General features: G+C 68.7%; 8 protein-coding genes. 2 read left to right on the top strand and 6 right to left on the bottom strand.

Going from position 1 to position 13192, the window contains the following annotated elements:
* The 6 genes from narH to AC1DSA_RS20895 form a co-directional block, all read right to left on the bottom strand.
* Positions 1 to 1536 carry a nitrate reductase subunit beta gene (gene narH, locus AC1DSA_RS20920; RefSeq protein ID WP_477892785.1) on the bottom strand — a complete coding sequence of 512 codons (1536 nt, stop codon included), beginning with the start codon at positions 1534 to 1536 and terminating at the stop codon, positions 1 to 3.
* Positions 1533 to 5345: a nitrate reductase subunit alpha gene (locus AC1DSA_RS20915; RefSeq protein ID WP_477892783.1), complete on the bottom strand. Its 3813-nt coding sequence runs from the start codon at positions 5343 to 5345 to the stop codon at positions 1533 to 1535. Before AC1DSA_RS20915 ends, narH begins: the two co-directional genes overlap by 4 nt.
* 106 nt (positions 5346 to 5451) lie before the next feature.
* Positions 5452 to 6870, bottom strand: coding sequence for a NarK family nitrate/nitrite MFS transporter (locus AC1DSA_RS20910; RefSeq protein WP_477892781.1), 1419 nt, complete (start codon positions 6868 to 6870; stop codon positions 5452 to 5454).
* A gap of 21 nt (positions 6871 to 6891) precedes the next feature.
* The gene (locus AC1DSA_RS20905) at positions 6892 to 8208 is read right to left on the bottom strand and encodes an MFS transporter (RefSeq protein ID WP_477892779.1); all 1317 of its coding nucleotides are present in this window, start codon (positions 8206 to 8208) and stop codon (positions 6892 to 6894) included.
* Between the two features lie 286 nt (positions 8209 to 8494).
* A complete protein-coding gene (locus AC1DSA_RS20900; protein ID WP_477892777.1) occupies positions 8495 to 9166 on the bottom strand; it encodes a response regulator in 672 nt (223 codons plus the stop codon).
* A 15-nt stretch (positions 9167 to 9181) separates the two neighbouring features.
* The gene (locus AC1DSA_RS20895) at positions 9182 to 11077 is read right to left on the bottom strand and encodes a type IV pili methyl-accepting chemotaxis transducer N-terminal domain-containing protein (protein WP_477892775.1); all 1896 of its coding nucleotides are present in this window, start codon (positions 11075 to 11077) and stop codon (positions 9182 to 9184) included.
* Positions 11078 to 11313: 236 nt separating this feature from the next.
* On the opposite strand from AC1DSA_RS20895, the gene AC1DSA_RS20890 reads away from it, so the two are divergent.
* Together AC1DSA_RS20890 and AC1DSA_RS20885 are read left to right on the top strand one after the other, a co-directional pair.
* Entirely contained in the window at positions 11314 to 12951 is a 1638-nt protein-coding gene (locus AC1DSA_RS20890; RefSeq protein ID WP_477892773.1) for a multicopper oxidase domain-containing protein, read from the top strand.
* The coding region (locus AC1DSA_RS20885; RefSeq protein ID WP_477892771.1) for a hypothetical protein at positions 12948 to 13192 on the top strand (245 nt) is incomplete at its 3' end. The genes AC1DSA_RS20890 and AC1DSA_RS20885, both read left to right, overlap by 4 nt.

The following is a 13192-nucleotide window of genomic DNA, read 5'->3' as shown; positions in this document are numbered from 1 at the left end:
TCACACCTTCTCCACCGCGATCGGGATGGTCCGCTTCTTCTGGCCGCCGAACAGGCTCGCCTCGCTGGCGCCGTCGGAGCAGCCGTTGCCGAAGCTGAAGCCGCAGCCGCCCTTCATGTCGAATGCATCCTCCGCGTACTCGCGGTGCGTGGACGGGATCACGAAGCGGTCTTCGTAGTTGGCGATGGCCATGATCCGGTACATGTCCTCGACCTGCGCCCGGGTCAGGCCGGCCTGCTGCAGCACCGCGAGGTTCTCGACCTGGTCGACGTGCTTGCCGCGCTGGTACGCGCGCATGGCCAGCATGCGTTCCAGTGCGCGGATCACCGGGCCGGTGCGGCCGGCCGTCAGCAGGTTGGCCAGGTACTGCACCGGGATGCGCATCTCGGAGACGTCGGGCAGCTGGCCGTTGACGCCCACGTGGCCGGCGTTGGCCGCCGAGGTGATGGGCGACAGCGGCGGCACGTACCAGACCATGGGCAGGGTGCGGTACTCGGGGTGCAGCGGCAGCGCGACCTTCCAGTCCATCGCCATCTTCCACACCGGCGAGTTCTTCGCGCCCTCGATCCAGGCCTCCGGGATGCCGTCCCTGCGCGCCTGTTCGATCACGGCGGGGTCGTGCGGGTCGAGGAACACGCCCAGCTGCGCTTCGTACAGGTCCTGCTCGTCCGCCACGCTGGCGGCTTCCTCGATCCGGTCGGCGTCATAGAGCACCACGCCCAGGTAGCGGATGCGGCCAACGCAGGTTTCCGAGCACACCGTCGGCTGGCCCGCCTCGATGCGCGGGTAGCAGAAGATGCACTTCTCGGCCTTGCCGCTCTGCCAGTTGTAGTAGATCTTCTTGTAGGGGCAGCCGGAGACGCACATGCGCCAGCCGCGGCACTTGTCCTGGTCGATCAGGACGATGCCGTCCTCCTCGCGCTTGTAGATGGAGCCGGAGGGACAGGAGGCCACGCACGCCGGGTTGAGGCAGTGCTCGCACAGGCGCGGCAGGTACATCATGAAGGTGTTCTCGAACTGGCCGACCATGTCCTTCTGGACCTGCTCGAAGTTCGCCAGGTTCGCGTCCTTGCTGCGCTTGGCGAACTCGCCGCCCAGGATCTCCTCCCAGTTCGGGCCCCACTCGATCTTCTCCATGCGCTGGCCGGTGATCAGGCTGCGCGGGCGCGCCGTCGGCGCCGCCTTCATCTCCGGCGCCGTCTGCAGGTGCGCGTAGTCGTAGGTGAAGGGCTCGTAGTAGTCGTCGATCTGGGGCAGGTTGGGGTTGGCGAAGATGCGCATCAGCAGCTTCCACTTGCCGCCCTGGCGGGGCTCGATGGAGCCGTCGGCGCTGCGGACCCAGCCGCCGTTCCACTTGCCCTGGTTCTCCCACTCCTTGGGATAGCCGATGCCCGGTTTGGTCTCGACGTTGTTGAACCACGCGTACTCCATGCCGGGCCGCGAGGTCCACACGTTCTTGCAGGTCACCGAGCAGGTGTGGCAGCCGATGCACTTGTCCAGGTTCAGGACCATGCCGATCTGTGCGCGGACTTTCATTGCGTCACCTCCTCTTGATTGCTCCTTCCCCCTGCGGGGGAAGGTTGGGATGGGGGCGCTTCCCCGTCCATCCAGTCCACCTTGTTCATCTTGCGCACCACCACGAACTCGTCGCGGTTGGTGCCGATCGTCCCGTAGTAGTTGAATCCGTAGCTGAACTGCGCGTAGCCGCCGATCATGTGCGTGGGCTTGACCACGATCCGCGTGACCGAGTTGTGGATGCCGCCGCGGGCGCCGGTGATTTCCGAGCCGGGCGTGTTGATGGTCTTTTCCTGCGCGTGGTACATCAGCACCATGCCGGGATTCACGCGCTGGCTGACCACCGCGCGCGCCGTGATCGCGCCGTTCACGTTGAACAGCTCCACCCAGTCGTTGTCGACGATGCCGGCGCGCTTGGCGTCATCCTCGGACAGCCAGATCACCGGGCCGCCGCGATTGAGCGTCAGCATGATCAGGTTGTCGCTGTACGTGGAGTGGATGCCCCACTTCTGGTGCGGCGTGATGAAGTTCAGCTGGATCTCGGGGTGGCCGTTCGGCTTGATGCCGGCGATCGCGCCCGTGGTCTTCAGGTCCACCGGCGGCCGGTAGCTGGTGAACTGCTCGCCGAAGGCGTTCATCCACGGATGGTCCAGGAAGAACTGCTGCCGCCCGGTGAGGGTGCGCCATGGGATCAGCTCGTGCACGTTGGTGTAGCCGGCGTTGTACGAGACCTTCTCGCTCTCCAGCCCGCTCCAGGTCGGCGAGCTGATGATCTTGCGCGGCTGCGCCTGCACGTCTCGGAAGCGGATCTTCTCGTCCTCGCGGTGCAGTGCCAGGTGCGCGTGCTCGCGGCCGGTGGCTTTGGACAGGGCCTCCCAGGCCTTCACCGCCACGTGGCCGTTGGTCTCGGGCGCCAGCTGCAGGATCACCTCGCAGGCGTCGATGTCGCTGACGATCTTCGGCATGCCCTGGGTGGTGCCGGCCTCGATGACCCGGCCGTTGAGCTGCCCGAGCTGTTCGACCTCGTCCTGGGTGTTCCAGCTGATGCCCTTGCCGCCGTTGCCCACCTTGTGCATCAAGGGGCCCAGCGCGGTGAAGCGCTGGTACACGTTCGGGTAGTCGCGCTCGACCACCGCGATGTTGGGCGCGGTCTTGCCGGGGATCAGCTCGCACTCGCCGCGCTTCCAGTCCTGCACGCCGAAAGGCTGGGCGAGTTCGGCGGGCGTGTCGTGCATCAGCGGCGACAGGACCACTTCCTTTTCCACGCCCAGCTGGCCGGGGGCCAGCTCGCTGAACTTCCTGGCGAAGCCCTTGTAGATCTCCCAGTCGCTGCGCGCCTCCCAGGCCGGGTCCACCGCCGTGGACAGCGGGTGGATGAAGGGGTGCATGTCGCTGGTGTTGAGGTCGTTCTTCTCGTACCAGGTGGCCGTCGGCAGCACGATGTCCGAGTACAGGCAGGTGGTGGACATGCGGAAGTCCAGCGTCACCACCAGGTCCAGCTTGCCTTCGGGCGCCTTGGCGTGCCAGACGACCTCCCGGGGCTTGGCTTCGTCGGCTCCCAGGTCCTTGCCCTGCACGCCGTGCGAAGTTCCGAGCAGGTGCTTGAGGAAGTACTCGTGGCCCTTGCCGGAGGAGCCCAGGATGTTGGAGCGCCACACGAACAGGTTGCGCGGCCAGTTGGCGGGATGGTCCGGGTCCTCGCAGGACATCTTCAGCGAGCCGTCCTTCAGCGAGCGCACGACGTAGTCCTTGACGTCGCCGCCGCCGGCGTCGCGCACCACCTGCATCGGATGGGTCTGCAGCTGCGGGGCCGAGGGCAGCCAGCCCATGCGCTCGGCGCGCACGTTGTAGTCGATCAGGCTGCCGTTGTACTGCTTGGGATCGGCCAGGGGCGACAGCACTTCCTCCACGCCCAGCTTCTCGTAGCGCCACTGGTCGGTGTGCGCATAGAAAAAGGAGGTGGAGTTCATCTGCCGCGGCGGCCGGATCCAGTCGAGCGCGAAGGCCAGCGCCGTCCAGCCGGTCTGCGGCCGCAGCTTCTCCTGGCCCACGTAGTGCGCCCAGCCGCCGCCGCTCTGGCCGATGCAGCCGCACAGCATCAGCATGTTGATGACGCCGCGGTAGTTCATGTCGCTGTGGTACCAGTGGTTCATGGCGGCGCCGATGATCACCATCGAGCGGCCATGGGTCTTGTGCGCGTTCTCGGCGAACTCGCGCGCCACCGTGATCACCTGCTGGCGCGGCACGCCGGTGATCTTTTCCTGCCAGGCCGGCGTATAGGGCGTGTCCTCGTCGTAGCTCTTCGCCGCATGCTCCATCGGCAGGCCGCGCGGCACGCCGTACTGCGCCGCCTGCAGGTCGAACACCGTGGCGACGGTGGCGTGGCGCTCCTCGCCCGCCTTGCCCAGCTTGATGCGTTGCACCGGCACGTTGCGCAGAAGGACATCGCTGTGCTCGCTGGACGGGAAGTGCTCATGGGCGATGCCGCCGAAGTAGGGGAAGGCGACGCTCGCATTGCCCGCCTCGGGGTTGTCGCCCTCCAGCACGGACAGCTTGAGCTTCACGTCGGCGTTGCCGCGCGCCTCTTTTGCCTCCAGGTTCCACTGGCCGGCGTCGGGACGGCCGTCCGGTCCCCAGCGGAAGCCGATCGCACCCTTGGGCACCACGACCTTGCCGTGCTCGTCGAAGGCGAGCGTCTTCCACTCGGGATTGTTGGACTGGCCCAGCTTGCCGTTGAAATCGGAGGCGCGCAGGTAGCGGTCCGGCACCATCGCCGTCTGGCCCGAAGGCAGCACCTGCTCCTTGAGCATCACCAGCATCGGCAGGTCGGTGTAGCGGCGCGCGTAGTCGTCGAAATACTCCGAGCGCTGGTCGAAGTAGAACTCCTTCAGGATCACATGGCCCATGGCCATCGCCAGCGCGGCGTCGGTGCCCTGCTTGGGGTGCATCCACAGGTCGGCGAGCTTGGCGACCTCGGAGTAGTCGGGCGTGATCGCCACCGTCTTGGTGCCCTTGTAGCGGACCTCGGTGAAGAAGTGCGCGTCGGGCGTGCGGGTCTGCGGGACGTTGGAGCCCCAGGCGATGATGTAGTTGCTGTTGTACCAGTCGGCCGATTCCGGCACGTCGGTCTGCTCGCCCCAGACCTGAGGCGAGGACGGCGGCAGGTCGCAGTACCAGTCGTAGAAGGACATGCAGACGCCGCCGATCAACGACAGGTAGCGCGAGCCCGCCGCGTAGCTGACCATGGACATCGCCGGGATCGGCGAGAAGCCGATCACCCGGTCCGGGCCGTGCTGCTTGATGGTGTGGATGTTGGACGCGGCGACGATCTCGTTGACCTCGTCCCAGCTGGAACGCGCGAAGCCGCCCAGCCCGCGCACTTCCTGCCAGCTCTTGCGGCGCTGTGCGTCGCCGACCAGGCTGGCCCAGGCTTCCACCGGCGTCAGGGTGCGGCGGGCTTCCCGCCACAGCTCGAGCAGGCGGCCCCGCACCAGCGGGTACTTCACGCGGTTGGCGGAATAGAGGTACCAGCTGTAGCTGGCGCCGCGGGCGCAGCCGCGCGGCTCGTGGTTGGGCATGTCCCAGCGGGTGCGCGGGTAGTCCGTCTGCTGGGTTTCCCAGGTGACGATGCCGCCCTTGACGTAGATCTTCCACGAGCAGGAGCCCGTGCAGTTCACGCCGTGGGTGCTGCGCACGATCTTGTCGTGCGCCCAGCGGTCGCGGTAGGCCTGCTCCCAGCTGCGGTCTTCGTTGTTCGTTTCGCCGTGGCCGCCGGCGAAGGATTCGCGCGGCTGCTGGAACCAGGTGAGGCGGTCGAGGAAATGGCTCATGGTGTGGTCCTGTCTGGCTCCCTCTCGCCGGCGGCAGAGGGGAGCGTCTTCCTGTTCTTGCTCCCTCCCCCTCTGGGGGAGGGCCGGGGTGGGGGCGCTCCGTCGATCAGCAGGGCATCTCCGCGTTCTTGCGGGCGTAGTACCAGTAGGTCACCGCGATGCACAGCAGGTAGAAGCTGACGAAGATGTACAGCGCCGCTTCCGGGCCGCCCGTCATCGTGATGGAGGTGCCGTAGCTCTTGGGGATGAAGAAGCCGCCGTAGGCCGCGAAGGCGGCGGTGAAGCCGAGCGTCGCCGCGCCTTCGGTGTTGCCGTCCTTGGTGGCGCGCGCCACCGCGTCCTTGTCCCTGGCGTCCACGCCCTGCAGCGCCTGGTTCAGGAAGATCACCGGGATCATGCGGAAGGTGGAACCGTTGCCGATGCCGGTGGTGAGGAACAGCACGAGGAACATCAGGAAGAAGCCGGTGAAGTTGCCGCCCTGGCCGTTCACTGGCAGGAAGGAGAGGACGCCGACCACGGCCGCGGCCATGACCACGAAGTTCCAGAAGGTGACGCGCGCGCCGCCCAGCTTGTCGGACAGCCAGCCGCCGAAGGGCCGCACCACCGCTCCCACCAGCGGACCCATCCACGCGTAGGCCAGCGGGTTCACGCTGGGGAACTGGCTCTTGATCAGCAGCGGGAAGCCGGCGGCGTAGCCGATGAAGGAGCCGAAGGTGCCCAGGTACAGCAGGCACATCAGCCAGGTGTGCTTCTTGCCGAAGATGGTGGCCTGCGTCGCGAACGAGGCCTTGGCGTCGGCGATGTCGTTCATGCCGAACCAGGCGACGAAGGCGGTCAGCGCGATCCACGGCACCCAGATGAAGGCCGCGTTCTGCGTCCACACCTGCACCTGCTGGCCGTTCTTCACGATGTTCTGCGCGTCGCCGCCGAAGATGCCGAAGATGCCGGCGGTGATCACCAGCGGGCTGAGGAACTGCACCACCGACACGCCCAGGTTGCCCAGGCCGGCGTTGACGCCCAGCGCCGAGCCCTTGCGCTCCTTCGGGAAGAAGAAGCTGATGTTGGCCATGCTGGAGCTGAAGTTGCCGCCGCCCAGTCCGCACAGCAGCGCCAGCATCAGCATGGTCGGGTAGCTGGTGGTGTTGTCCTGCACCGCGTAGCCGATGCCGATCGCCGGGATCAGCAGCGTGGCGGTGGAGATCGCCGTCCAGCGGCGGCCGCCCACCAGCGGCACGATGAAGGAATAGAAGATGCGCAGCGTGGCGCCGGACAGCGCGGGCGCCGCGGCCAGCCAGAACAGCTGGTTGGTCGAGTACTTGAAGCCCAGCGAGGGCAGGCCGACGGCGACGACGCTCCAGACCTGCCAGACCGCGAAGGCGAGGAACAGCGCCGGGACGCTGATCCACAGGTTGATCTTCGCGATGGCCTCGCCCTCGCGTTCCCAGAAGGCCTTGTCCTCGGGGGTCCAGACCGTCAGGATGCGGCCCTTGCGGCCGACGACGTCGGGGGTGGTGGTGACTGCCATGGTGTTCTCCTTGGCCGGGTTTCAGTGCGCGAGGTGCGGAAGGTGCGGGCCGGGGCTCGCATGCCCGCCCATCACCTCGGTCCGGCGGACCTCGGTGAAGTACATCCAGATCAGCGAGACCCACACCACGCCGTACATCAGCATGAAGGCGCTGGAACGCACGCCGGTGAGGTCCATCAGGGCGCCGAACAGGATCGGCAGCAGGAAGCCGCCCATGCCGCCGGCGAGGCCCACGATGCCGGAGATGGCGCCGATGTTCTTCGGGTAGTCGTCGCTGATGTACTTGAAGACGCTCGCCTTGCCGAAGGCCCAGGCGATGCCCAGCGCGAACATCAGGGCGGTGAAGGTGTAGACGTTCAGGCCGATGTGGAAAGTGCGCGGGCCGTTGACGGTGAGGATGGTGAAGTCGGTCTGCGGGTACGACAGCAGGAACAGGCAGATCCAGCTGACCCACATCACCCACCAGGTCATGCTGTGCGCGCCGTACTTGTCCGAGAGCCAGCCGCCGATGGCGCGCAGCACGCCCCCGGGCAGCGAGAAGCAGGCTGCCAGCAGGGCGGCGACGCGGATGTCCAGGCCGAACTCGCCGACGTAGTACTGCACCATCCACAGCGACAGGGCGACGTAGCCGCCGAACACGATGCTGTAGTACTGGCAGTAGCGCAGCACCTTCGGGTCCTTGAGCGCCTTGAGCTGGTCACGGAAGGTGACGGTGTGGGGCACGAGGTGCGCGGGGTCGCTGTAGCTGAAGAACCAGAACAGCAGCACGGTGCCGAGCATCACGGCCGCGTACACCTGGGGCACCGCCTGCCAGCCGAGCGCGACGAGGATCACGGGCGCGACGAACTTGTTCACGGCCGCGCCGGAGTTGCCCGCGCCGTACACGCCCATCGCGAAGCCCTGGCGGCTCTTGGGAAACCAGCGCGCGACGTAGGGCGTGCCGACCGAGAAGGAGCCGCCGGCCAGGCCGACGAACAGGCCGATCAGCAGGAAATGCCAGTACGCGGTGGCGTACGACATGAGCCAGATCGCCGGCACCGTCGTCGCCATCAGCACCGCCATCACGATGCGGCCGCCGAAGCGGTCGGTCCAGATGCCCAGGGGCACGCGGACCAGCGAACCGGTGAGCACCGGCATGGCGGTGAGCAGGCCGAACTCCGTGGCGTTGAGGTTCAGCATCTTGCGGATCGGGATGCCGATCACGCCGAACATCATCCAGACCATGAAGCACACGGTGAAGGAGAGGGTGCTGACCGCCAGCACCGACCAGGCCTGGCCGGTGGCGGGTTCCGCGGCGGCGGCCCTGCGGGTGCCGGCGGAAAGGGTTGCAGTGGACACGTCGGGGCTCCGTTTCTCTTTCTTTCTCGACGCATGCACTGTCGCGCGGGAACACGCGCGGCGGCATCCCCCGGTGGAACGCGGGTCGCGCGTGCGAAGAACGATGCCCCATCGTTCCGTGGAACTAGTCGCCCGTTTTCCTTGATCTGGCGCAAGGCGCGGCGCGTGGCGTGTGCCACTATGAAATCACCTCGCAGGAACCACCGCGAGGCTCCTGGTGCGAACAGCGCCACCCCGCCCAGCGGGGACCGAAGCCCGGCTCAGCCGGGCTTCGCCATTGGGGGGGTCAGATGCGCACGCCGCCGCGGGTGACCGCGACCGCGGCCTGCACGCGCGAGCTCACGCCCAGCTTGCGCAGGATGTGCTGCACGTGGATCTTCACCGTGGTCTCGGCGATGTCCAGCGTGCGCGCGATCTCCTTGTTGCTGGCGCCGCGCGCGATCTGCCGCAGCACCTCCTGCTCGCGCGGCGACAGCGCCGGCCCGGCGTCGGCGGCCGGCTGCACCGTGCCGATGCTGCCGCCGGCGCGTCCCTGCGCCTGCACGGCCGACAGCAGCTTGCTTACCAGCTCGGGACTGATCACCGGCTCGCCGCGCATGACGCGGTGGATCGCGTCGGCCAGCACCTCGCCCTCGATCGTCTTGAGCAGGTAGGCATTGGCGCCCGATTGCAGCGCGGCCTGCAGGTCGTCGGCGTCCTCGCTCACGGTCAGCAGCACGATGCGGGCGGCAGGCGCTGCTTCCTTCAGGTCGGGGATGGCCTGCACGCCGGTGGCGCCCGGCAGGTGGTTGTCCAGCAGCACCAGGTCGGGCTGCAGCGCCTGCGCCTTGCGCACCGCCTCGGCCGCATCGGCGGCTTCGCCGACCACGTGCAGCGTGACGTCGGCGGCCAGCAGCGCCACCAGGCCGCGGCGGAACAGGGTGTGGTCGTCGACCACGAGCAGGCGCACGGGGGACATCGCGTCTTTTCTCCTTCAGGCGGCGGCCGCCGCGGGCACGGGCAGGACCGGCTCGGCGGCACCCGGCGGCAATTCCAGGCGCACGGTGCAGCCGGCTCCCGGACGCGATTCCAGCTGCACGCGCGCGCCGATGCGCTGCGCGCGCTCCTGCATGATGCGCAGGCCCACGTGGGTCTGGCCGCGCGTGGGGTCGGCGGGCTCGAAGCCCGCGCCGTCGTCGCGCACCTCGAAGCACCAGTGCGGCGAGGACCGCACCCGCAACTCCACGTGCTGGGCGCCCGCGTGCTTGCGCACGTTGGACAGGGCCTCCTGCAGGATGTGCAGCACCTGCACCTGCACGTCGGTGGCCAGCGGCACGCCGTGGCCCTCGATGGCGAGACGGGTCACGAGGCCGGTCTGGTGCTCGAACTTCTGCAGCGTGGTGCGCAGGGCGGGCTCGATGTCCTCCTGGCTGGTGCGCGTGCGGAAGTGCAGCAGCAGCTCGCGCACGTCCGCGTAGCTCTCGCGCACGCCGGTGTCCAGCTCGCCCACGATGCGCTGCACCGCGTCCGGGTCGCCCCGCTGCGTGGCCTGGCGCAGCAGCTGCACCTGGATCTTCAGGAAGGCGAGCGACTGGGCGATCGAGTCGTGCAGCTCGCGGGCGAGCAGGCTGCGCTCTGCCGCCACCGCCGCCTCGCGTTCCATCGCGGCCGCGCGCAGGCCCTCCATCGCGCTGGCCAGGTGGCCGGCCAGGGTCTCCAGCAGGTCGCGGTCTTCTTCGCCCAGCTCGGTCGGCTGGCGGAAGAACAGGTTCACTTCGGCCAGCACCTTGTCGTGCAGCCGCACCGGCACCGTCACGAGGCTGGCGAAGCCGGCGCGGCGGCAGTGGCCGAAGCCGCCGTCGGCGCTGGCCAGGGAAATGACACGCGAGGCCACGCCGGGCGCCGCGGCGCCGCAATGGCAGGCGTCCGCGTGCACGCAGTCCTCCGCCGCCGCCAGGCTGTCCGGCAGCTGGTCGTGCGCCAGCATCGGATAGCGGTGGTGGGCTTCATCGCACCAGCGCACGGCCACCGCGTCGGCGCGGGCGATGCGGCGCACGTGGCGCGCGAAGCCCTGGGCCAGGGTCTCCAGCGTGGTCGCCTCGGTGACGAAGGCACTCACCGCGTACAGGTCGGCCAGGCGCTGGCGTTTCAGTTCGAGGTGCCGGGTCTTGTCACGCACCTTTTCCTCCAGCCCCTCGTACAGGGACTGCAGGGTTTGCGCCATGGCGTTGAAACCGGCCGCGAGCTCGCCGAATTCGTCGCGCCCGTCCGCGGCCACGCGGGTGCCGAGGTCGCCCGACTGCAGGGCGGCCAGCCCGCGCTGCAGTCGCGCCAGCGGGTTCAGCACGAACAGGTAGCCGGCATAGAACATCACCACGGCGCTCGCGATCGCCAGCCCGACCAGCGCCAGCTGGAACAGGTGCAGCACCGCCGTCCAGTACGCGATCTGTGCCTCGATGGCGGCGACGAAGCCGTCGACCCGCAGCACGAAGGCATCGGCATCGGCGCGCGGGTCGGCCGGCCGCACAGGGGCGAGCCAGCGCGTGCGCAGCGCCTGCCAGTGCTGCCGCACCTCCGCGAAGCCCTCGCGCGATGCGTCGGACCAGGGCACGAACAGGGGACGTGAGGGATCGCCGGCCGCCAGCAGGGCGAGGCTGTCGTCGAAGGTGCGCGCGAGCGATTGCAGTTCCGCCGGGTCGCCGCCGGTGGCCACGCTCATCGCCATGCGGTAGGTGTGCATGCGCATGCGTCCGGCCTCGTTGATCGCGGCGGCGCCGCCCTGCAGTTCCCAGGTGACCCACAGCGTGAGGCTGATGGAGGCCAGGGCCAGCAGCAGCAGGCTGGTCCCGGTGGCGACCAGCTTGGCGGAGAGGGTGCGGGGATACTGCATTGATGGGTGACGCAGGGGCTTCCCCCAGCTTAGGAAGGCCGCACCCCGGCCTGATTGACGCACGTCAACGCACCGGCTGCCGCGGGCGACATTCGGGGTGCCGCGCAGGGCGCCGCGCGCGCCGCTGATTGTCGGAACCGTCCCACGTCCTGTAGGCTGGATTCCGCGATCGCCGAACGAGCCCCGCCGGGCGGCGCATGTGCCTAGACTGCGTGATCCCAAGGAAAGGATCGCCCATGACGTTCGTTCGCCTGCCGCACGGCTGCGCTTCGTTGTGCATGTTGCTGCTCCTGGCGCTGGCCGCCTGCGAGAAGGTCCCGCAGGCTGCGGCCCCGGCAGCCGCCATCTCGGCCGCGTCGTCGGCCGCACCGCCGTCATCGGCCGCGCCGGCAGCGAGTTCGGCAAGTGCCGCGGGCGCAGGACATGACATGGCGGGCATGACGCTCGGGGCGCCGCCTGCGACCGTCACTGCCGAGCGCCACACCGGCACCTTCGCCCTGGGCAGCGCGCTGAGCATGGAGGCGGCGCTCAAGCCGCTTGATCCGGCGCCCGTGAAGGAAGTGCGCCTGGACACCACGCACAAGATCATCGAACTCGCGCCGGGGGTGAAGTTCAGCGCCTGGACCTTCGGCGACCAGGTGCCGGGCCCGGTGGTGCGCGCCCGCGTGGGCGACCGGATCCGCTTCACGATGACCAACCGCTCCGACGAGGCCATGCCGGGTGTGCGCATGACCGCCGCGCCGATGATGCACTCGATGGACTTCCACTCGGCCATGGTGGCGCCCAACGACAAGTACCGCTCCATCGCGCCGGGGCAGACCATCAGCTTCGAATTCACCGCCAACTATCCCGGTGTGTTCATGTACCACTGCGGCACGCCCATGGTGCTGGAGCACATCGCGTCCGGCATGTACGGGATGATGGTCGTGGAGCCCAAGGCGGGCTATCCCACCAAGGTGGACCGCGAATACGCGGTGGTGCAGAGCGAGTTCTACACGCGGCCCGACCCGGACAAGCGCAAGGTCGACGGCGTCCCGCTGTACCTGCTGGACCTGGCGCGCGTGCGCTCCAAGGCGCCCACCTACACCGTGTTCAACGGCCGCTACAACGGCCTGGTGGAGAACCCGCTGCCGGCCAAGCCGGGCGAGCGCGTGCGCCTGTTCGTGCTGAACGTGGGTCCGTCCAACACTTCGAGCTTCCACGTGGTGGGCACCATCTTCGACCGCGTGTGGATCGACGGCAACCCGGACAACCAGTTCCGCGGCATGCAGACGGTGCTGCTCGGCTCGTCGAGCGCCGCCATCGTGGAGTTCCTGGTGCCCGAGGCCGGCAACTATGCGATGGTGGACCACCACTTCGCCAATGCCTCGCAGGGCGCGATCGGCGTGATCGCCGCCGGCGCGGCGCCGGGCAGCGACCCGGAGCACCACAACATCCCGTCCACCGGCGCGCCCACCGACCCCGCCGCCCAGCGCGCCAAGCTGGCCTTCGAGTCCAAGTGCCTGGCCTGCCACACCATCGCCGGCGGCGACCGCCTGGGGCCCGACCTGTTCGGCGTGACGAAGCGGCGCGACGCGGCGTGGCTGGCCAGGTGGCTGAAGGCGCCGGAGCAGATGATGTCCGACCCCGTCGTCAAGGCGATGCTGGACAAGTACAAGGTGCCCATGCCCAACCAGGGCCTGAGCGACGCGGAGGTGAAGGACTACGTCGCCTACTTCAAGTGGGCGGACGCCAATGTGCAGCCGCAGGGCACGCGCCAGCCGCAGCCCGCGAACCCCGGCTCGACGCTGCCGCCGTCGCAGACCCATTCGGCCACGCCCATGCAGCCGGGCGCCGCCGGCGCGCAGGGCGGCAAGCCCATGGAGCACAAGTGAACGCGCCGCTGCGCCCGGTGGCCGCGGCGCTGCTGCTCGCGGCGTCGCCGGCCTGGTCGTGCGGCACCTGCGCGGAGGATCGCATGGCCGCCACGTACGACCATGCGGTCGTGCAAAAGGCGGCAGCCGCCGGCCGGGTGATGGTGTTCTGCGCGCTCGACGGCACCTGGGACGCCGAGCGCATGCGCAGCGCGGCGCGCCGCGTGGGCGGCGTCGATCCGGCCGCGGCGTCGATCCGGCC

This window comes from Ramlibacter sp. P4_H7 (genome assembly GCF_056400765.1).
Note: the sequence above shows the minus strand (reverse complement) of the source record. Positions and strands in the feature narration are given on the sequence as shown.